18 protein-coding genes and 1 tRNA gene are annotated in these 20,391 nt (G+C 71.2%); 10 read left to right on the top strand and 9 right to left on the bottom strand.

The features are described from left to right. The first annotated feature begins 51 nt into the window (after nucleotides 1-51). Nucleotides 52-125, top strand: a tRNA-Thr gene (locus ACO0M4_RS39950). Between the two features lie 607 nt (nucleotides 126-732). Here ACO0M4_RS39950 and ACO0M4_RS39945 read toward each other — a convergent pair. The 3 genes from ACO0M4_RS39945 to ACO0M4_RS39935 form a co-directional block, all read right to left on the bottom strand. Continuing rightward, nucleotides 733-1,962, bottom strand: a complete 1,230-nt coding sequence (locus ACO0M4_RS39945) for an MFS transporter (RefSeq protein WP_430376187.1) — start codon at nucleotides 1,960-1,962, stop codon at nucleotides 733-735. Nucleotides 1,963-2,104: 142 nt separating this feature from the next. Further along, complete coding sequence (locus ACO0M4_RS39940) at nucleotides 2,105-2,500, bottom strand: MerR family transcriptional regulator (protein ID WP_430376186.1); 396 nt, start codon at nucleotides 2,498-2,500, stop codon at nucleotides 2,105-2,107. A gap of 301 nt (nucleotides 2,501-2,801) precedes the next feature. After that, nucleotides 2,802-3,911, bottom strand: coding sequence for an alkene reductase (locus ACO0M4_RS39935; RefSeq protein WP_430376185.1), 1,110 nt, complete (start codon nucleotides 3,909-3,911; stop codon nucleotides 2,802-2,804). 458 nt (nucleotides 3,912-4,369) lie between these two features. Here ACO0M4_RS39935 and ACO0M4_RS39930 point away from each other — a divergent pair, with 458 nt between their 5' ends. Beyond that, nucleotides 4,370-5,689 carry a PP2C family protein-serine/threonine phosphatase gene (locus ACO0M4_RS39930; protein WP_430376184.1) on the top strand — a complete coding sequence of 440 codons (1,320 nt, stop codon included), beginning with the start codon at nucleotides 4,370-4,372 and terminating at the stop codon, nucleotides 5,687-5,689. Between the two features lie 52 nt (nucleotides 5,690-5,741). Here the strand turns inward: ACO0M4_RS39930 and ACO0M4_RS39925 are convergent, their stop codons facing one another. Then, nucleotides 5,742-6,476: a helix-turn-helix domain-containing protein gene (locus ACO0M4_RS39925; protein WP_430376183.1), complete on the bottom strand. Its 735-nt coding sequence runs from the start codon at nucleotides 6,474-6,476 to the stop codon at nucleotides 5,742-5,744. Between the two features lie 224 nt (nucleotides 6,477-6,700). Here ACO0M4_RS39925 and ACO0M4_RS39920 point away from each other — a divergent pair, with 224 nt between their 5' ends. After that, nucleotides 6,701-7,393, top strand: a complete 693-nt coding sequence (locus ACO0M4_RS39920) for a DUF4097 family beta strand repeat-containing protein (protein ID WP_430376182.1) — start codon at nucleotides 6,701-6,703, stop codon at nucleotides 7,391-7,393. Between the two features lie 75 nt (nucleotides 7,394-7,468). Further along, nucleotides 7,469-8,599, top strand: coding sequence for a serine hydrolase domain-containing protein (locus tag ACO0M4_RS39915; protein WP_430376181.1), 1,131 nt, complete (start codon nucleotides 7,469-7,471; stop codon nucleotides 8,597-8,599). Between the two features lie 1,230 nt (nucleotides 8,600-9,829). On the opposite strand, the gene ACO0M4_RS39910 is transcribed toward ACO0M4_RS39915, so the two are convergent. After that, nucleotides 9,830-10,501, bottom strand: coding sequence for a TetR/AcrR family transcriptional regulator (locus ACO0M4_RS39910; RefSeq protein WP_430376180.1), 672 nt, complete (start codon nucleotides 10,499-10,501; stop codon nucleotides 9,830-9,832). Nucleotides 10,502-10,656: 155 nt separating this feature from the next. Here ACO0M4_RS39910 and ACO0M4_RS39905 point away from each other — a divergent pair, with 155 nt between their 5' ends. Both ACO0M4_RS39905 and ACO0M4_RS39900 read left to right on the top strand, forming a co-directional pair. Next, a complete protein-coding gene (locus ACO0M4_RS39905; protein WP_430376375.1) occupies nucleotides 10,657-12,132 on the top strand; it encodes an amidase in 1,476 nt (491 codons plus the stop codon). A 146-nt stretch (nucleotides 12,133-12,278) separates the two neighbouring features. After that, nucleotides 12,279-13,382 (top strand): aminopeptidase P family protein, encoded by a 1,104-nt coding sequence (locus tag ACO0M4_RS39900; protein ID WP_430376374.1) that lies wholly within the window; start codon nucleotides 12,279-12,281, stop codon nucleotides 13,380-13,382. Nucleotides 13,383-13,520: 138 nt separating this feature from the next. On the opposite strand, the gene ACO0M4_RS39895 is transcribed toward ACO0M4_RS39900, so the two are convergent. Beyond that, nucleotides 13,521-14,534: a zinc-binding dehydrogenase gene (locus ACO0M4_RS39895; RefSeq protein ID WP_430376179.1), complete on the bottom strand. Its 1,014-nt coding sequence runs from the start codon at nucleotides 14,532-14,534 to the stop codon at nucleotides 13,521-13,523. Nucleotides 14,535-14,946: 412 nt separating this feature from the next. Between ACO0M4_RS39895 and ACO0M4_RS39890 the strand changes: the two genes are divergently transcribed. Beyond that, nucleotides 14,947-15,630: a pentapeptide repeat-containing protein gene (locus ACO0M4_RS39890; RefSeq protein WP_430376178.1), complete on the top strand. Its 684-nt coding sequence runs from the start codon at nucleotides 14,947-14,949 to the stop codon at nucleotides 15,628-15,630. Between the two features lie 23 nt (nucleotides 15,631-15,653). On the opposite strand, the gene ACO0M4_RS39885 is transcribed toward ACO0M4_RS39890, so the two are convergent. After that, entirely contained in the window at nucleotides 15,654-16,151 is a 498-nt protein-coding gene (locus tag ACO0M4_RS39885; protein ID WP_430376177.1) for a hypothetical protein, read from the bottom strand. A gap of 118 nt (nucleotides 16,152-16,269) precedes the next feature. On the opposite strand from ACO0M4_RS39885, the gene ACO0M4_RS39880 reads away from it, so the two are divergent. Next, nucleotides 16,270-17,610: an SGNH/GDSL hydrolase family protein gene (locus ACO0M4_RS39880; RefSeq protein WP_430376176.1), complete on the top strand. Its 1,341-nt coding sequence runs from the start codon at nucleotides 16,270-16,272 to the stop codon at nucleotides 17,608-17,610. 200 nt (nucleotides 17,611-17,810) lie between these two features. Here the strand turns inward: ACO0M4_RS39880 and map are convergent, their stop codons facing one another. Beyond that, a complete protein-coding gene (gene map, locus ACO0M4_RS39875; RefSeq protein ID WP_430376175.1) occupies nucleotides 17,811-18,578 on the bottom strand; it encodes a type I methionyl aminopeptidase in 768 nt (255 codons plus the stop codon). 153 nt (nucleotides 18,579-18,731) lie between these two features. Here map and ACO0M4_RS39870 point away from each other — a divergent pair, with 153 nt between their 5' ends. Further along, on the top strand, nucleotides 18,732-19,019 hold the full coding sequence (locus ACO0M4_RS39870; RefSeq protein ID WP_430376174.1) for a helix-turn-helix domain-containing protein: 288 nt from the start codon (nucleotides 18,732-18,734) through the stop codon (nucleotides 19,017-19,019). Between the two features lie 83 nt (nucleotides 19,020-19,102). Here the strand turns inward: ACO0M4_RS39870 and ACO0M4_RS39865 are convergent, their stop codons facing one another. Further along, the gene (locus tag ACO0M4_RS39865) at nucleotides 19,103-19,678 is read right to left on the bottom strand and encodes a TerD family protein (protein ID WP_390019612.1); all 576 of its coding nucleotides are present in this window, start codon (nucleotides 19,676-19,678) and stop codon (nucleotides 19,103-19,105) included. Between the two features lie 271 nt (nucleotides 19,679-19,949). On the opposite strand from ACO0M4_RS39865, the gene arfB reads away from it, so the two are divergent. Then, nucleotides 19,950-20,378, top strand: a complete 429-nt coding sequence (arfB, locus tag ACO0M4_RS39860) for an alternative ribosome rescue aminoacyl-tRNA hydrolase ArfB (RefSeq protein ID WP_430376173.1) — start codon at nucleotides 19,950-19,952, stop codon at nucleotides 20,376-20,378. Nucleotides 20,379-20,391 lie beyond the last annotated feature (13 nt).

Here is a 20,391-nt window from a genome sequence, read left to right as displayed (position 1 = left end):
CCGAATAAGGCAACGGGCATCGGGCGCGCCTAGGTACACTTCATCCGGCACGCCTCCTTAGCTCAGCTGGCCAGAGCACCGCTCTTGTAAAGCGAAGGTCGTCGGTTCGAATCCGACAGGGGGCTCTGCGTACGGGGCGCTGACCTGGGAGTTCTCTCCCGGGAGGCGTCTTATTCGGCCTCGGACTCCTTGTCCGGGGCCGTTTGCGTGTGTGGTGCGTGGGCGGATGAGACACCAGGGCCGGGCTCGGCTGCGGATTTTCCGGCACCGTCCGCTACGGCTACGGCTACGGCTACGGCTTCGGCTCCGGGCGGCTCGCAGTGTGGAGCGGATGCGCTGGCGCGTGGCCGGGGTGACGACGCGGCGGAAGGGGGCCGGCTCGGCGGTGGCGGCCTTCAACACCTTGCGGTGGGAGCGGTGTTCGCGCCCCTTCCAGGGGGGCCTGGGCAAGGTTCCTCGGTCTACCTCAGCGGACAGAACTCCACGGCTACGTCGTACCGCCGGCAGCCCGCGGTCACGCAGTGCGTAGGCAGACCGCCTGTCGCGCGGATCCTGCCCGCTTGCTCCTCGCCCGTGTCCAGGCGAGCGAGAGGTGCTCGTTGCCGATCATTCAGGGGGGACCAGCGATGCATGGCATCAGCTCACCCGGCTCGACTCGGACAGGCGATCAGAGGGACCGGGGTCTGGGGCGGAGCCGCCGAGAGGCGCAGTCGGGAGAGGGCGGCCCCCGCCTCACACCCCCGTATGCCGGGACTCCTTCACGCCGTCCGAGGACACGGACCCCCCGACGACCACCGATCCCCCGCCCCGCCGCCCCCGCGGCGCGATCAGGAACGACAGCGCCACCATCGCCGCGGCCGCCACCGGCACCCATCGCACGTCGGCCAGCCCGATGATCGCGCCCCCGATCGCTCCCGCTGCCCCGGTACCGAGGTAGAGCCCGGAGATGTTGAGCGCGAGCGCGGTCATGCCGACCTGGGGGCCGACCGTCGCCAGGATGCTGCCCTGGATGGGCGGCGGGAAGCCCCACGCGAAGACCGAGTACAGGGCGACCACGACCCCCAGCGCGACGGACCCGCCGGCACCGCTGAACGCGAGCGTCGCCGCCAGGACCAGTGCGACCGCATGGCCTCCGGCCACGATCCGCAGGCTGCGCCGCGGCCCGATGACATCGGCCACCCGGCCCGCCATCAGCGCGCCCACAAGCCCCGTCACACCGACGATGAGCAGCATCACGGAGAGCAGCGCGTAGGAGCCGCCGGCGATCTCGGCGGTGAACTCGCCGAGGTACGTGTAGAACATCAGGCCGCCGCCCGCGAGCAGGAAGGTGACCGTGATCAGGCGGAGCACGGCGGGGTCGCGCAGCGGGCCGAGCCGTTCCCGCAGCGGCGCGGGCGCGCTACCGACGAGCTTCGGCGCGGAGCACAGCAGCCCGAGCGCGGCGACCGCGCCCACCGCGGCGATCAGCCAGAACGTCGCGCGCCAGCCGAGTTCGCCGCCGAGCCACGAGCCGAGCGGCACGCTGGTGAACAGCGCGGTCGTCATACCGGCCGTGACGATGCCGATGTACCGCCCCCGCTTACCCTCGGGCGCGCCCATCGCCGCCATGGTGAAAGCGACCGAGGTCACGATGGCCGCGGCGAGGGCGGCGACGATACGGGCCGCCATCAGGGCCCAGTAGTTGGGTGAGACGGCAGCACCGACGTTACCGAGGACGAAGACCAGCAGGCCCAGGACCATCACGATCCGCTTGGGGAAACGTTCGAAGACGACCGCGAGGGTGGGTGCGCCGAGCGCGTAGACGACGGCGAAGACGGTCACCAGCTGACCGGCGGCCGAGACGCTGACATCCAGGTCGGCGGCGATCGCCTTGAGTACACCGGCGATGATGAATTCATCGGTGGCGGTGGCCAGGAGTGTGAGGAACAGCAGGAACAGCCAGCCGGGAAGGCTGCGTTTCATGGTGGATGGCCCTTCGACTTGCATGGGGAATTACACGGGATGCGGCAGGCAATTAGTGGCACTCGCGCACTCCTGCAATTCCCGCATTCGTCGTGCTCGTCACGCACGTGTAGGACCATAGACCTTGACATCAATGTCAAGGTCAACTCGCGGCCGTGCACCCGCCGTCGGACGCGGCCCCGGGCATCGCCGCCGCCTCGAAGTACGAGCGAATGGCATCGCGTTTATCCGTCAACGCGTCGATACGGCGCTGGATATCGGTGAGTTCATGTGCCAGATTCGCGGCCAGGACAGGGTCGGCGATCGGGCGGAGCGTTTCGCCCGAGCCCGTGAAACAGGGCACGATGTCGCGGATGATCTGGGTGGAGAGCCCCGCCTTGAGCAGATCGCGCACCTGCTCGACCCGCTCGACGGAGCCCTCGGGGTAGCTGCGGTAACCATTGGCTTCCCGGTGCGGGTGGAGCAGGCCCTGCTGTTCGTAGTAGCGCAGCAGCCGGGTGCTGACGCCGGTGCGGAGGGAAAGCGTTCCGATCTTCATGGGGCAGAGAGCTTAACGGCCGGGACCGAACCGGCTCGGGCCCCCCTCACCTCCCCTTCGCGATGTCCCTGATCGCCGCAACCGTACGGTCGATCTCCTCGGGGAATTTCACGATCCCGGCCCCGACGGGCAGGTGCGTGATCGCGTCTATCCCCGCGAAGCACTTGGCGCTCTCAGGTTTTGGCCCGTGGGAAGCGGAGACCACATTCTTTATCCGCTGGCCTGTCCGGCATTTCCACGGTGTCGTTCCGGTCGGCCCTGATGGGCGGGGTGGATGGGGTGGACGGGGTGGATGGGGGCTTCAGGGCGTCGTACGGACACCGGCTTCGGCCAGTGCCGGGTAGTCCGTGTAGCCGCGGTGGTCGCCACCGTAGAAGGTCTCGTGGTCGGCGGGGGCGACGGCGCTGCCGCTCCGGAGTCGTGCCACCAGGTCGGGGTTGGAGATGTACAGGGTGCCGAAGGCCAGGATGTCGGCCAGGCCGTCGTCGATCAGGTGCAGGTCGTCCGGCCCCGAGGGCCAGGAGTCCGGTGTCTCGTGCGGGTTGAGCATGAAGGTGGAGGGCCAGGCGGTGCGCAGGCGGCTGGTGAGCGCGCGGTGACCGGGGAACTCGAAGACGTGGAGGTAGGCCAGGTCGCCCCGCAGTTCGGACACCAGGGCCGTGTACAGGTCGTCGACGTCGGTCTCGGTGAGACCGAAGGCGGGGCAGCCGGGCGAGATCCGCAGGGCCAGGCGCTGCGGGCCGATCCGGGCAGCCACGGCGTCCACCAGTTCCAGCACGAAGCGGATGCGGCCCGTGAGGGAGCCGCCGTAGCGGTCGGTGCGGCGGTTGGCGTTGTCGGACAGGAACTGCTGGATCAAGTAACCGTAGGCGCCGTGCAGTTCGACGCCGTCGAAGCCGGCTCGTATGGCGTTGTGCGCGGCCTGCGCGAAGTCTTCGATCGTCTCCTGGATCCCGGTGACGCTCAGTTCGTGTGGCACGGGGTAGGGCTTGCGGACGGCGGGCTCGGCGCCGCTGACGCGCACGACACCCTCGGCTTCCACGGGTGAGGGAGCGACGGGGTGCAGCCCGTCGCCGAGGAGTTGGGGGTGACTGTTGCGCCCGGCGTGCATGAGCTGGGCGTAAATCCGGCCGCCCGCCGCGTGCACCGCGTCGGTGACCGGGCGCCAGGACCGCACCTGTCGCTCGTCGTGCAGGCCGGGGGCGTCGGTGTATCCCTGGCCCACACGGCTGGGCTGTAGCGCTTCGGCGACGATCAGGCCCGCCGTGCTGCGCTGCGCGTAGTACTCGGCCATCAACGCCGTGGCGGACAGGCCCTCGCCGTAGGCGCGGCGACGGGTCAGTGGTGCCATGGCGATGCGGTTGGGCAGTGTCAACGAGCCCACGGTGATGGGGTCAAAGGCGGTCGTCATAGCGCGGGTTCCTTCCCTGGTGAGAGTCGGTGTGGCAGTCGCCAACCCTGACGACTGCCCCTTTCCGTAGCCAGCTGACCTGGTACTTCTGGCGATATTCGACGGCGTGCCCGGCACCCCTGGCGTTTTCTTCCGCACCTCGTGAAACGGGTGTCCATCAGGCAGGCAAGGAGGGAGCGGCCGGGACGCCCTCCAGGCGATCCGAGGCCGCCCCGCGGCGCACTGCGCGACGGTGAGCGGACCGTGCTTCACCAGCGGACTGCACGCGACGGGCGCGGGCGGCCGGTCGGCACCGGCACACGCCTGGTGGCCGACGAGCCGAACGTCTGATCTGCGCAGCGGCGGCGGTAGGCGATCGCGTTCCTTATGGTGGACACGAAGGCGTCCACGCCGCCGGCACCGAGGCATGCGCCGTCCAGACCATGGTCTGGCAGGGCAGTGGCAGGAAAGAGCCGCACATGGAGCAGGGAGAGGACCCGCTGCCGCCCGCGCTGCGGCTGCGCCTGGACGCCGAGTGGGACCGCGTCACCGGACAGCTCCGCACCCTGGCCGACGCCCAGGAAGAGTTCCAGGGGCTGCTGGACGCCGCGCTCACCATCAGCCGGGAGCTGGAGCTGCCCGTGGTGTTGCGCCGCATCGTCACCACCGCGATGGACCTGGTCGGCACACGCTACGGCGCCCTGGGCGTACTGAATGAGCAGCACACGGGCTTGTCGGAGTTCGTCCCGGTCGGCCTCACCGACCGCGAGGTGGCCGGCCTGGCCGGTGTCGGGCAGCCACAGGGCCGGGGGCTGCTGGGCCATCTGATCCACCACCCCGAACCGCTGCGGACCGACAACATCCCCGCCCACCCCCACGCCGCCGGCTTCCCGCCCGGACATCCGCAGATGCGCACCCTGCTAGGTGTGCCGATCACCGTGCGCGGCGAGATCTACGGGGACCTGTACCTGGCCGAGAGGCTGGACGAGCAACCCTTCGACGTCCACGACGAGAGTGTGCTGCTCGCCCTGGCCGGCGCCGCGGGCGTGGCCATCGACAACGCCCGCCTCTTCGAGCAGGTCCGCGCCGGAGCCGAACAGTTCCAGCGCCTGCTCCTACCCCACCTGCCCGACCTGCGGCCCTTCACGGCGTCCGCGATCTACCGACCGGCCACCGCCCCCGGGCTCCTGGGCGGGGACTGGTACGACGCCGTCCTGCTGCCCGACCACGCCTGCGCGGCCGTCATCGGCGACGTCGTCGGCCACGACATGCACGCTGCTGCCGCCATGGCACAGACCCGCAACATGCTGCGCGCCCTGCTCTATGAGCGGTGCACCCCGCCCAGCGTCGTCCTCGCCCAGCTCGACCGCACCCTGTGCGCGATCACCGACAACCCCGTCACCACCGCCTGCCTGGCCCGCATCGAACCCGAGGAGGACGACTGGACGCTGCGCTGGAGCACCGCGGGTCACCTCCCCCCACTGTTGATCACCCCCGACGCCCGGACCCAGTACCTGCACGCCGACCCCGGCGTCCCCCTCGGCGTCGACATCGCCCAGCCCCGCCCCGACCACACCCACCCGCTGCCCGCCGGCGCCACCGTGATCCTCTTCACGGACGGGCTGGTCGAACATCCCCAGCACTCCCTCGACGCCGGTCTGAACGTCCTCGCCCGCATCGCCACCGCTCACGCCGAGCTGCCCCTGGACGAGCTCTGTCAGACCCTGGCCGACCAACACCCCGGCGATGGCCACGACGATATGGCCATCCTCGCCCTGCGCACCCCAACCCGTGCGTGACCGCACCTCAGCCGACGTCCTGGTGGTGGTCGCCGGGTGAACTGAGGGTGGCTCAGGTGGTCTTGTCCGGAGTCGTTTCGGGTTTGGTGTGGAGGATCTCGCGGGCCTGGTCCGCGGCGCGGGCGATGCTCTCGGAGACGAAGTCGACGAAGCGGGCGATGTTCTCCAGGCGGGCGGCGGCCGGGGTGTCGGGGCCGAGGACGCCCACGCCCTGCCGGGCGATCTCGCCGAGGTGGGCGGTGCCGCGGGCGCTGGCCATCGTGGACTGGTACATGACGTCGTCGTCGACGACGTAGCGTTCGCGGCGGCGTTCGTCGCGTTCCCGGCGGATGAGGCCCTGGCTATCGAGGAACGTGACCGCCTTGGAGACGGACGCCGGGCTGACCTGGAGGCGCTGGGCGAGTTCGGAGGCGGTGAGGCTGCCGGCGTCGGTGGTGTAGAGGGCGACCAGCACCCGGGCCGTCATCTTGGGCAGGCCCGATTGCATGAAGACGTCCGTGAACGTCTCCTCGTACTCGCGCACCGCCTCCACGTCGCGTCCGTGGGCCTGCGGGGGCGCCTGCGGTCCTCGGGGCGCGGTCTGCCTGCGCCGGCGGGCGCGGCGTTCGGTGGCGCGGTGGGCGAGCTCGGCGCGGTAGGCGGTGGGGCCGCCGTTGCGCATGACCTCGCGCGTGATGGTCGAGGTCGGGCGGTCGAGACGCCGGGCGATCTCCGCGTAGGTGAGGCTGTCGGCCAGTCCCAGCGCGATCTGCTGACGTTCGGGCTGGGTGAGTCTGCCTCCCGGCATCGCGGTCTCCTTCGTGGTCCTTAGGTGCCCCCAAGCGTAGCGTTCATTCTCAATCTAGTGCAACGAATGGGTTCGGAGTTGTTGCGTTAGATTTAAGGTCGTTGCAATGATTTACGGGCATCGACCTGCGACAATGCCGATTGTGCGCAACGATGTCGTTGCCAGCTTCATGAACGCAACGTAGCGTTTCTATTGTCGGAAACAACGGACACGAGGAGCGCACGATGCAGAAGAACCAGAGCACGACGCAGAAGTTCGACACCCCCGCCCCGGTCTCGGCCGTCCTCGACATCCCCGCGGGACACATCCGGTTCATCGCCGCCGACCGGGCCGACACCACGGTCGAGATCCGGCCCGCGGACCCCTCCAAGAGCCGCGACGTGAAGGCGGCGGAGCAGACCGAGGTCGCATACGGCGACGGCGTCCTGCGGATCGAGAACCCGGCGGCGACCAACCGGGCCCTCAGCCCGTCCGGATCCATCGAGGTGACCGTCCAACTGCCCGCCGGCTCCCGGATCGAGGCGAAGGCGGCTCTCGCCGAACTGCGGGGCGTCGGACAGCTCGGCGACGTCTCGTTCGAGGGCGCACAGGGCTCGATCAAGCTCGACGAGACCGCAAGCGCCCACCTGACCCTCCAGGCCGGCGACGTCTCGGTCGGCCGCCTGGGCGGCCCCGGCGAGATCCGCACCCAAAAGGGCGACCTCCGCATCACCGAGGCCGTGCGCGGCACGGTCACGCTGCGCACCGAGCACGGCGGCATCTCCGTCGGCGCTGCCCGCGGAGTCTCCGCCTCGCTGGACGCCGGCACCGCCTACGGCCGGATCCACAACTCCCTCCAGAACGCCGACGGCGCCACCGCCGGCCTGAACATCCACGCGACCACCGCCTACGGCGACATCACCGCCCGCAGCCTGTAAGAGCGGCACCCCTCAGGCACGGCGATCCCGTCAGCTCAGTCGAATTCCGCAACAGTTCTCAAGGAGCACACCACCATGTCCCTCACTCTTACCGACCAGGACCGCCCGGAGCTGCAGAAGGCCATCGAGGAGATGGTCGAATCCGGTTTCACCGGGGTGACGATGCGCGTGCACGACGAGCGGGGCGAATGGGTCGGCAGCGCCGGGGTGCGCAAGCTGGGCGAGACCGCGAAGCCGCCGACGAACGGGTATGTGCGGATCGGCAGCAACACCAAGACCTTCACCGCGACCGTGGTGCTGCAACTGGTGGCCGAGGGCGCGATCGGATTGGACGTCCCGGCGGTCGATTACCTGCCCGAGTTCGGGCCGGACCCGAAGATCACGGTGCGGATGCTGCTGCAGCACACCAGCGGGGTGTTCAACTTCACCGGCGAGTACTACAGCGACGGGACGTTCGCGCCGGGGATCCCCGCCACGAACACGGGCAAGGAGTGGGTGGACAACCGGTTCAAGACCTACCGGCCGGAAGAGCTGGTACGGCTGGCGTTGTCCAAGCCGGCGCGGTTCGAGCCGGGGACGGACTGGAGCTACTCCAACACCAACTACGTGCTGGCCAGGCTGCTGATCGAGAAGGTCACCGGCCACTCGCTCGCCGAGGAGATGCAGCGGCTGATCCTGGGGCCGCTCGGGCTGTCGGACACCGTGGTCCCGGACACCAGTCCGGAGATCCCCGAGCCGCACACCCACGCCTACTACCGGTACGAGGACGCCGGCCAGCAGAAGACGGTCGACGTCACCCGCCAGAACCCCTCCTGGATCTCCACCGGGGGCGACATGATCTCGACCACCCAGGACCTCCACACGTTCATCTCCGCGCTGATGGGCGGCAAGCTCCTGCCGGCCCCGCTGCTCGCCGAAATGTGCAAGCCGCACTCCAAGGCCGGCTACGGCCTGGGGGTGTTCGTACAGGCCACGGGCGAAAACGGCGGCACCGTCATCACCCACAACGGCGGCATGGCCGGCCACGCCGCGCTGATGTACAGCACGCCCGACGGCAGCAAGACCCTGACCGCCGCGCTGAACTACGTCGACGACGCCGCGCTGTCCATGGCGGTGGCATTCCAGAAGGCGGCGCAACGGCTCGTCGAGGAGGTGTTCGGCGGCGGGCACGCGGGGTCGGCTGACGCGGCCGAGCCGGCCCAGTAGGCAGGGTCGAGCGGTGCTGGCCGGGGTGTTCCGGGACGTGGTGGTGGCGGTGGCCGTCCAGGCGGCGGAGCCGGTGCGGGCCTGCCGCGTCCCTGGGGAGGGGATATTCCGGAAGTGTGGGTGTTGAAACTGCTTGTGGAGCAGGGGTGTTCAGCCGCGGGCGGCGGTCCACACTCGACCCACGAGCCGGGCCCAGCGCGGCATGGCTTCTCGGCGGGCCATCGCCACGACCATTCGCCCGGTTGTCGCAGTCAGGAGGGAAGCGTGTCTCGTCGTCCCAACTTCGACAGCCTCGTCCTCGATGCCAGAAGCGCGCACAGGGAAGGCGCCCCAGGGTTTCGGGTCAGAGTTCAGCCCCCTTTGGGCCTCAAGGTGTCCAAGCGGGATTGGCGACGTCACATCAACGCGCTCGTTGCGGCAATCGAGCAGGAGGGCTGGCGATTCGTCAGCCAAGACGTACTTTCCAGCGCGGCCGAAATAGTCTTCGAGCGAGCCTGAATCGTCAACGTCAACTCCCTGCGAACGCCCCCAGTTTACGGCTGAATCCGGTAGAATTCTTCCGTGCGTTGAGTCGACTCGACGAGGTGGGGGCCAGCAGGTGAGTGGTACGTCATCGCCGCATCCGAAGAGCGCAGCGGAGGGGATTCCTGATTCCGAGGCGCGGCGGCAGGCTCGGTCGAGCCAGCCTCCGAAGGGCCGCGAGACGGCGGGTTCACGGCTCCGGGCGACGGAGGCGAACGCGCCGACAGGGCCGCGCAGTTGCGCACCGAATCGTTCCGCAGTGCAGCGGATTGCGCTCAAGCCGCCTGCCCCCGGGCCTCTCCCCGAGGGCGGGCGCCGGCCCGGCGACGATGAACAGCCCGATCCGCTCGACTCGTTGCTGAGGAAAGTCGGACGGAGCGAGAAGATCGTCACGCCCGGAGGAATGCGAGAGAGCGGGGAACGGGACCTCTACGACGAGGAATGGCGCGCCCACGATAGTCGTGGTCCTTACGGCCAACGCCGGCGCCGTCGGAACTGATCACTTCCCTGGCCGGTATGCGCCGGGCGCGTCCAGGGTGCAGTGAAACGTGAATCATGGAAATCCCTGTGGACCAGCGGGAGCTAATGAATGTGGCTTCCTCTGGTCCGCAGGTATTTTGCGGTGAAGTTGAGGGACCGCCCCGGCATCGCGAAGTTTCTTTCTTGCGGGGTGGGGTTGTTGGGTTTGTTGGGTTTGTACGGCGCGTTTCAGGAGGGCTGGGGCGGTCGGGGCTGGTCGTCGTCGGCCCGGGGTGGGTGCTGGGCGAGGGCGGTCCAGGAGCGCAGGAGCAGGGCGTAGGCGTCGACGACGACGTCGTCCGGGAGGGCGTCCGGGGCCAGGAGGCGCTGGATGAGCAGCCCGTCCTCCAGGGCGTGGGCGATCAGGCCGAGGAACGCGGGGTCCGCGGGCGGGGTGACGTCGTGGGCGGCGAACGCCTGCTGCAGGCCGGCGGTGTGGGCGTCCCGGGCGAGGCGTTCGCGTGCGCCGAGCAGTGGGCGCAGATCCTCGTTCCGTAGGGCGTGCAGGACGAGTTCCATGCGTAGGGCGAGCCATTCGGGCAGGTGGGGGGCGCGGGCGCGGTTCCAGGCGCGGAGCTTGTCGAGGGCGTCGGCGCCGGAGGTGGCGTCCTGGGTGAGGGCGCGGACCTCGTCCAGTTCGCGGTCGGTGCGGTGCTGGAGCAGCTCGGCGACCAGGGCGTTCTTGTCCTCGAAGTTTCCGTAGAAGGCGCCGCGGCTGTAGCCGGCGCGTTCGGCGATCTGCTCGACGGAGGTGCCGTTGACGCCGCGTTCGGTGAACAGTTCGGCGGCGGCGGTCAGGAGGCGGCTGCGGGTCTGCTGCCGGCTCTCTTCGCGGGTCAGGCGCTTGCGTTGGGGTGTCACGGCGGCATCCTACGGCGCGGCTCGGAAGGAATATTCAGTTCTGCATTCAGATACGAGTGTGTATCTTCCGTGTCGAAGTGATCGAAGTAATCGAAGTGATCAGGGCGATCGGAGCGATCGACGTGATCGACGTGATCGGGATGGCGGGAGGGTCGATGGGGGCCGGTGAAGTGGGGGCGTTGTGGGCGTTGGGGGCGTCGGAGCTGGCGGGGCTGGTGGCGTCCGGCGAGGTGTCGGCGGCGGAGGTCGTGGCGGCGCAGCTGGAGCGGATCGCCGTGGTGAACCCGCAGGTGAACGCGGTGACCAGGCTGCTGGAAGACAGCGCTCGGCAGGCCGCGCGGGAGGTCGACCGGCGCCGGGCCGCCGGTGAGCGGCTGGGCCCGTTGGCCGGGGTGCCGTTCACGGTGAAGGAGAACATCCACGTCGCCAGATCGGCGACCACCCACGGTGTGCCGTACTTCCGTGACTGGGTGGCGGAGGCGGACGCGCCCCCGGTGCGGCGGCTGCGGGCGGCCGGGGCGATCCCGATCGGCCGCACCAACATGCCGGACCTGGCGATCGCCGGGGTGCACACGGTCAGCCAGCTGTTCGGGGACACCGTCAACCCGTGGGACCCGCGGCGTACCCCCGGGGGCACCAGCGGCGGCGACGCGGTCGCGGTGGCGACCGGTATGGCGCCGCTGGGCCTGGGCAACGACTCCGGCGGGTCGGTGCGCAATCCGGCGACCTTCAACGGCGTCGCGGCGCTGAAGCCGAGCTACGGGCGGTTCCCGGCCGACCACCGGATGAGCGACCAGGACCCCGTCCTCGGGCATCAACTCTTCCCCGTGGACGGACCGTTGGCCCGTAGGGTGGCGGACCTGCGCGCGGCCTACGAGGTGTTGGCGGGGGCCGACCCGCAGGACCCGCGGGCGGTGCCGGTGCCGTTGTACGGGCCGCGGCCGGACACGCCGGTGCGGGTCGGCGTGGTGACCGACCCCGGCGGCCGGGGCGACGTCCACCCGCACGTGCGCGCGGCGATCGAGGCGGCGGCCGCCGCACTTCAGGACGCCGGGCACCCCGTCGAGGAGGTGGAGGTGCCGCGGCTCCAGGACGCTCTGGACGGCTACGGCGCGCTCCTACGGACCGAGTTCTCCCTGGCCTGGCCCATGCTCAGGCGGCTGCTCACCGACGACAGCGCCCGCCACATCGAGCTCGACACGCAACGCCACCCGGCCGTCGACCTGGCGGGGTACGTCCGACAGGCCGGTGTGCGGCTCGGCGTTCAGCGGGCGTGGGCCGGCCTCTTCGAGCGCTGTCCGCTGGTGCTCGGGCCGGTGTTCACGCAGCCGACGCCGGCGCCCGTGGTGCCGAGGACCGTGGAGGAGCACGACGCGATGATGGCGCCGATGCGGCTGCTGACCGCGTCGACCTACGTGGGCGTGCCGGCCGTGGCCGTCCCCACCGGGGTCACGGCCGGGCTGCCGCAGGGCGTTCAGGTCATGGCGGGGATGTACCGCGAGGACCTGTGCCTGGACGCGGCACAGCGGATCGAGGAGCGGTTGGGCGTGCTCGCTCCGATCGATCCGGTTGATCTGGCTGATCTGGTTGATCTGACTGATCTGGCGGATTCGGCTGATCCGGTTTCTTAGGTGGCTTCGGGCGCTTCGGGCGCTTCGGGCGCTTGAGGCGCTTGGGGCAGATCGGCCGGCTCGGGCCGGGTACGGGCCTGTGGGGGGCGGGATTTGGCGGGTGGGGTGAGGGGGTGGCGGCGTACATTCGCGACATGGTGACTTCGATGACGCGGGACGAGTACGAGCGGCGGATGGCGCGGGCCGGGCGGGCCGCCGTGGACGCCGGGTTGGCCGGGCTGGTCGTCACGCCGGGGCCGGATCTGGTGTGGCTGTGCGGGTACCAGCCGACGGCCGTCACCGAGCGGCTGACGGCGCTGGTGATCGAGCCGGGGCGAGCGGCGCGGCTGCTGGTGCCCGTACTGGAGCGGCCGGACGCGGAGCGCGCCGCGGGGGCCGGGGCGCTGGAGGTTGTGGGGTGGTCCGACGGGTCGGATCCCTACGCCGAGCTGGGCAAGTGGCTGGCGCCACAGCGGCGTTACGGGGTGTCGGACGGGATGTGGGCGCTGCATCTGCTCGGGTTGCAGCGGTCGGTCCCGGGGGGTGGCTACGCGGCGCTGACCGAGGCGCTGCCGATGCTGCGGGCCGTCAAGGACGCCTACGAGGTGGAGCGGCTGGCGGCGGCGGGGGCGGCCGCGGACGCGACGTACCAGGACATCCTGGGGGCGCGGTTCGCCGGGCGGCGGGAGTGTGACGTGGCGGCGGATCTGGCGCGGCTGCTGACCGAGCACGGGCACAGCCAGGTGGACTTCACGGTCGTCGGGTCCGGTCCCAACGGCGCCAATCCGCACCATGAGGCGGGGGAGCGGGTCATCCAGGACGGCGACATGGTCGTGCTCGACTTCGGTGGGTTGAAGGACGGGTACGGGTCGGACACCACGCGGACCGTGCACGTCGGGGAGCCGGGTGCCGAGGAGCGGACGGTGCACGAGATCGTGCGGGAGGCCCAGCAGGCGGCGTTCGAGGCGGTGCGGCCCGGCGTCGCGTGCCAGGAGATCGACCGGGTGGCTCGGCGGGTGATCAAGGCGGCGGGCTACGGCGAGTACTTCATCCACCGGACCGGACACGGCATCGGGGTCACCACGCACGAGCCGCCGTACATGGTGGAGGGCGAGCATCTGCCGCTGGTGCCGGGGATGTGCTTCTCGATCGAGCCGGGGATCTATCTGCCGGGGCGGTTCGGGGTGCGGATCGAGGACATCGTGGTCTGTACGGAGTCCGGCGGGCGGCGGCTGAACGCGACGGGGCGGGAGTTGGCGGTGGTGGCGTAGGTGCGGGTGACTTTGGTCCCGGGCGGGGGTGACCTGGGGCGGATGGCGTGGGCCGTCGCCCCGGACGGCCGGGCAGGCGCGGCCGGGAGGTGCCGTGCCGGGCACCGTGGACCCCGGCCGTGAACCACCGGGCCGCCCCTACGGCACCAGGACGACCTTGCCCATCGTGCCGCGGGATTCCAGGGCGCGGTGGGCGGTCGCGGCCTCGGAGAGGGGGAAGCGCTGGACGGTGGGGACGAGGTGGCCGGCGGCGGCTTCGGTGAGGGCGGCGATCTCTAGGGTGCGGAGCGGGTTGATGCCGCCGACCCGGGCCAGCATCGGGGGGCCGAGGACGGATTCCGAGGTGATGCCGCGCTCCGCGAGTTCGGCGTCCGTGAACTCCAGCGGGCCGCCGGTGAGCGGGCCGCCGGAGGACCAGCCGAAGACCAGGTGGCGGCCGCCGTGGGCGAGGAGGTCCACGGCCGCACGGCCCGGGGCGCCGCCGACCGAGTCGAAGACGAGGGTGGCCCCGGAGGCGCCGCGCTCGTCGAGGAAACTGCGGGCGAGGACCGGCCAGTTGGCGTCGGTGTAGTCGAGGGCGAGGTCGGCACCCAGCTCGCGGACGTGGGCCACCTTGTGCGGGCCGCCGGCCAGACCGATGACCGTGGCGCCGGTGTTCCTGGCGTACTGGACGAGCAGTGAGCCGATGCCGCCGGCGGCCGCCGGGACGATCGCGATGTCGTCGGCGGTGAGGGCGGCGAAGAGCAGGATGCCCATGGTGGTGCGGCCGGTGCCGATCATGGCGACGGCCTGGGCCGGGTCCAGGCCGTCGGGGACGGCGTGCAGTCGGTCGGTGGTGGTGACGGCCAGTTCGGCGTAGCCGCCCGGGACCATGCCGAGGTGGGCGACGACGGGCCGGCCGAGCCAACTGGGGTCGGTGCCCGGGCCGATGGCGTCCACGGTGCCGGCGACCTCGCGGCCCGGCACGGTGGGCAGGTCGGGCAGCGGTACGGGGCCGCCCTCCTGGCCCGCGCGGAGGGCGGTGTCCAGGAGGTGGACGCCCGCCGCGGCCACGGCGATACGGACCTCGCCCGGCCCCGGTGTGGGGTCGTCGACCGTCTCGTGGACGAGGTTTTCCGCGGGACCGAAGGTGTGCAGCCGTATTGCGCGCATGGCGGAGTGGTCTCCTCTGGGGAGGGTCGGCAGGGGGCGCCGGTGACGGGCGACCGCCCCTGCCGGTGGGGATGGTCAACTGCCGCCACTCTGGTACCTCAAGTCGAGTTGAGGTCAAGATTTCGCTGGCGGGCGCAGGGGGCGGGGTGGTGGTCGTGGCCCGCGGGGAGGCGGTGGCGCGGGCTGTGTAGGCGGTGTCGGCGGGCGTTCACCGAGGGGACGGGCGACGGTGCCGGAGAGGTGACATGGCAGCGCGGGAACGAGGGTTTTCGCAGGTCAACGGGGATTGTCAGTGGGGTGGGTCAGCATGGGGTGTGGGCGTGGAGCGGTCCGCCGGGTGCGGGGGCCGGGCCGGTCCGCGGCAGGACAAGGGACCGGGCCCGGGGCCCGGACGGACGGAGGCGGTGAGCGCATGGGCGGTGAGCGCATGGCAGGGCGCGGCAAGGACACGGTGCGGGCGGTGCGGCGCCCGGAGGTGCGGCTGCCGGAGCTTCAGGCGTACGACGGCGGGGAGCTGGAGCCCGAAGGGGACTACGACGGGCTGGAGTTCACCGAGGTGGACTGCGCGGGGCAGTCGGCGCGGGGCGCCCGGTTCATGGACTGTGCGCTGCGCCGGTGCGCGCTGGACGAGACGGTGCTGAGCCGGGCGCGCATCATCGACAGCGTGTTGAGCGGGGCGCGCGGGGTGGGTACGGATCTGTCGCAGGCGTCGTTGCGCGACGTGGAGGTGGTGGATGGCCGGCTCGGCGGGCTCCAGCTCCACGGGGCGGTGCTGGAGCGGGTGGTGGTGCGTGGCGGGAAGATCGACTTCGCCAATCTGCGCCGGGCCAAGCTGCGGGACGTCGCCTTCGAGGGGTGCGTGCTGGTCGAGGCGGACTTCGGGGGTGCGGAGCTGGAGCGGGTGTCGTTCGACGACTGCACCCTGGCGCGGGTGGACTTCTCGGCGGTACGGATGAAGGACGTCGATCTGCGCGGTGCGGCCGGGCTGGACATCGCGCGGGGCATCGACTGCCTGGGCGGTGCGGTGATCCGTACGGCCCAACTGATGGATCTGGCACCGGCGTTCGCGGCCCAGGTGGGCGTGCGGGTGGAGTGAGGCAGGGGAGGGCGGGGGATGATTCAGATGCGGGGGAAGCGGGCCTGGAGTGCCCAGACGGCGGGGTTGTCGGCGAGGCCGTCGTGCATATCGGCGAGGTCGGCGATCAGGTCGTGCAGGAAGTCGCGGGCCTCGCGGCGCAGCGCGGCGTGGTTGAAGGTGAGGGGGGCTTCCTCGACCGGCATCCAGTCGGCGGCGACGTCGACCCAGCCGAAGCGCCGCTCGAAGAGCATCCGGTCGGTGGATTCGGTGAAGTCCAGCTCGGCGTGGACGGGGCGGGCGGCGCGGCTGCCCCGGGGGTCGGTGTCGAGCTGCTCGACGATGTCGCACAGCGCCCAGGCGAAGTCGAGCACCGGCACCCAGCCCCAGGCCGTGGACACCTCGCGGTCGGACTCGGTGTCCGCGAGGTAGACGTCGCCGCAGAAGAGGTCGTGGCGCAGGGTGTGCACATCCGCGGTCCGGTAGTCGGTCTGCGGAGGGTCCGGGAAGCGACGGGAGAGGGAATAGCCGAGGTCGATCACCTCTTGATGGTGTCACGCGCGAAGTCGCACCGGCGCGGCGGAGGGTCCGGACGGTCGGGCCCGGGCGGCGGGCGGTGCACGGGAGTCACACAACGGCAGACAGTCAGAGGGTGGGGTAATGATCGTGTCTGGTTCCTTGGTGAGACGTTCAGGGGTCGCGCTGGTGTCGGCGGCCACGTTGATGGCGCTGGCGACCGGGGCGGCGGCGCCGGTGCTGCCGGACGGCCCGGGCGCGCCGGCCGCTGCGTACGCGGTGGGTCGGGCGGGCGGCGCGGGGCACGCGGCGACCGTGCAGGGCGGCGGGCACTGGCGCGGTGGCTGGGCCGCCGCACCGCAGCAGCCGACCGAGGTGTTCGGGAAGAACTGGTCCGTCCGCGGGTTCGCGCGGCAGACCGTCCGGCAGGTCGTCAAGGTCAGCACGGGCGGCTCACAACTCCGGATCAAGCTGTCGAACCGCTACGGCACGGCGCCACTGACGGTCGCCGGGGCCACCGTCGCGCGGACCGACCGGGGCGCCGCGGTACAGGCCGGTTCGGTGCGCCAACTGACCTTCGGGAAGCGGAAGTCGGCGACCGTACCGGCCGGCGGCGAGCTGCTCAGCGACGGGGCGGGACTGACGGTGCGGGCCCTGGAATCGGTCACCGTGACGCTGTACTTCGACGCGCCGACCGGCCCGACCACCTTCCACGCGAAGGCCACCGCCACCAGCTATCGCGCGGCCGGTGATCACCGGGCCGATGCCGGGGCGGCGGCGTTCGCCGAGACCACGCAGTCCTGGTACTACCTCTCGGGCGTCGAGGTCGCCGGCGGCGCGGCCGCCCGACGGGACGGCATCGTCACCTTCGGGGACTCCATAACCGACGGGTACGGCTCCACGATCGACGCCAACCACCGCTACCCGGACGCCCTGGCCGAGCGGTTCGCCGCCGCGGGGCGGCCACGCAGCATCCTCAACGAAGGCATCAGCGGCAACCAACTGACCAACAGCACCGCCGACTTCGGGGAGAAGGCGGTGGTGCGCTTCCCGAAGGACGCGCTGCACGAGCCGAACGTGCGCACCGTGATCCTGCTGGAGGGCATCAACGACATCGGAATGAGCGTGCCGACGGGCGGGGCGAACAAGCCGACCCCCGACGTCTCGGTCCGCCAACTCATATCCGCCCAGCGTGAGTTGATCCGTCAGGCGCACCGCAAGGGCGTCAAGGTGATCGGGGCGACGCTGACGCCGTTCAAGGGGGCGGGCTACTACACCGAGCGCGGCGAGACCAAGCGGGTGGCGCTCAACCGCTGGATACGGACCTCCGGCGAGTTCGACGGGGTGGTCGACCTGGACCGGGTGCTGTCCGACCCCGCCGACCACGGGCGACTGGCTGCCGCGTACGACGGCGGGGACCATCTGCACCCGAACGACGCCGGCTACCGCGCGATGGCCGAGGCGATCGACCTCGACGCGATCTGAGACGGGGGCCTGCCGGCGCGGGCCACGCCAAGTGCCGCTGCCCGCGCCGAGCTTCGCTGCCTGTGCCGCTCCGAGCGTCGCGCCCGGGCCCCGGGCAGCGCACCGCTCCGCATGTACGGCTCCGCGCGCCCCGCCCGGCCCCGCCCCGCTCCGTATGTACGGCTCCGCGCGTCCCGCCCGGCCCGGTCCGCCTCATGTCCTCACGGCAGGGTGAGGATGCGCGGGCCCTCGTCCGTCACCGCGACGGTGTGTTCGAAGTGGGCCGCGCGGCTGCCGTCGGCGGTGCGCAGCGTCCAGCCGTCGGGATCGGTCAGGTAGTGGTGGCTGCCGCCGGCCAGGAACATCGGCTCGATGGCGATGACCAGGCCGGGCCGGAGCACGAAACCGCGGCCCGGCCGGCCGTCGTTGGGGACCTCCGGTTCCTCGTGCATCGCCCGGCCGATGCCGTGGCCGCCGAAGTCCTCGGGGATGCCGTAGCCGGCCGCGCGGCCGACGCTGCCGATGGCGTGCGAGACGTCGCCCATCCGGGCGCCGACCACGGCGGCCGCGATGCCCGCCTCCAAGGCCCGCTGGGTGGTCTCCATCAGCCGGCGGTCCTCGGGGCGTTCCGTGCCGACGGTGAAGCTGGTGGCCGCGTCACCGGCCCAGCCGTCGACGACCGCGCCGCAGTCGATGCTGACCAGGTCGCCGTCGCGCAGCCGATAGCCGTCCGGGATGCCGTGCACGATCGCGTCGTTGACGGACGCGCAGATCACCGCGGGGAAGGGGGTGGGGGCGTAGGAGGGGCGATAGCCGAGGAACGGCGAGGTGGCGCCGGCCTCGCGCAGCACCGCGCGGGCCACCTCGTCCAGGTCGGTCAGGCGCACCCCGGGGGCGGCCGCGGCGCGGGCCGCGGCCAGTGCGTCCCCGACGACCCGGCCGGCCACCCGCATCGCGTCCAGCGACGCGTCGGTCTTGATCTCCACCATCGGTATGCCTCCCCAATCCGCCGCCCGGCGCGTTGTGGTGTGCGGTGCGCGAGCGGTGTGGTGTTTCGTCACCGGCGCCGGAACGCAGCGTTCCGTCGTGCCGGGCCGGTATTTGTATACCGGTATTTGTTTACCGGTATTAGTATCACGGGCATGGTGCGGACTCCACTGACCCCTTGGGAACGCGAACGCGGTGAGCGGCTGGGCGCGCTGCTGCGTGTGGCGCGCGGCGAGCGGAGCATGGTCGAGGTCGCCGCGGCGGCCGGACTGTCCGCGGAGACGCTGCGGAAGATCGAGACCGGCCGGGCGCCGACCCCGGCGTTCTTCACGGTCGCCGCGCTCGCCGGGACGCTCGGGCTCTCGCTGGACGAGGTGGCCTCGCTGGCCGCGCCGCCGGCGGCGGAGCCCGGGGCCGCCGCACACGGCAGTGCGGCGGCGTAGCGCAAAGGCCGAGGGCCGGCCCCCTCTCGGGAGCCGGCCCTCGCTGCCGGGTGCGTCCGGCGGTGCCTCGTCGCTGTCGTGGCTCAGACGTTGACGCCGAAGTCCTGGGCGATGCCGCGCAGGCCGGACGCGTAACCCTGGCCCACCGCGCGGAACTTCCACTCCGCGCCGTTGCGGTACAGCTCGCCGAAGACCATGGCGGTCTCGGTGGCGGCGTCCTCGCTCAGGTCGTAGCGCGCGATCTCGGCGCCGCCGGCCTGGTTAACGATGCGGATGAAGGCGTTCCGCACCTGGCCGAAGTTCTGGCTGCGGTTCTCGGCGTCGTAGATCGAGACCGGGAAGACGATCTTGTCGATGTCGGCCGGCAGCGCGGCGAGGTTGACGTTGATCGACTCGTCGTCGCCCTCGCCCTGGCCGGTGGTGTTGTCACCGGTGTGGACGATGGACTGGTCCGGCGTCGCCTTGTTGTTGAAGAAGATGAAGTGCTGGTCGGAGTAGACCTTGCCGGTCGGGTTGACCGCGATGGCGCTGGCGTCGAGGTCGAAGTCCGTGCCCGTGGTCGTGCGGACGTCCCAGCCGAGGCCGACCGTGACGGCGGCCAGGCCCGGTGCCTCCTTGGTGAGCGAGACGTTGCCGCCCTTGGACAGGCTTACAGCCATGGGAAGTCCCTTTCCTCGTGGAGTCACGTCGACCTGAGGTCGGTGATGCCGTTGGTGCGAGTGGTGTCGGTGATACCACGGCGGACCTGCCCGGGAGCGGAGCCGCCGTCACCCACCTCAACGTGGCGGGGAGGCCAGGTGGTTCCAGCCCTCTTTACTTTCTTTGCCCAATCCTGATGGCCGGCCCGGGCCGCGCTCCTGAAGGCGGAGGGCCGTGCCGGCCGGGAAAACCGAGGTGACGGGCGGCCGTGAGAGCGGGATTATGGGGGGCATGTCCGGGCCCCATGTCATCCGAGGTTCGGTCGCCCTCCCGGAGGCCGAGCTGATGTGGCGGTTCTCGCGCTCCTCCGGCCCGGGCGGCCAGCACGTCAACACCAGCGACAGCCAGGTCGAGTTGCGCTTCGACCTGGCGCGGACCAAGGCGCTGCCCCCGGTCTGGCAGGAGCGGGCGCTGGAGCGGCTGGCCGACCGACTGGTCGACGGCGTGCTGACCGTACGGGCCTCCGACCACCGCTCCCAGTGGCGCAACCGCGAGACCGCGGCCGTCCGGCTCGCCGCGCTGCTCGCCGAGGCCACCGCACCGCCGCCCAAGCCGCGCAAGAAGTCACGGATCCCGCGCGGCATCAACGAGCGGCGGCTGCGTGAGAAGAAGCAGCGCGGCGACACCAAGCGCGGCCGCTCCGGCCGCGATTGGGGCTGAGGGCCGCCCCTGC

The sequence above is a fragment of the Streptomyces sp. RGM 3693 genome (assembly GCF_050471125.1).
Lineage (GTDB): Bacteria > Actinomycetota > Actinomycetes > Streptomycetales > Streptomycetaceae > Streptomyces.
Note: the sequence above shows the minus strand (reverse complement) of the source record. Positions and strands in the feature narration are given on the sequence as shown.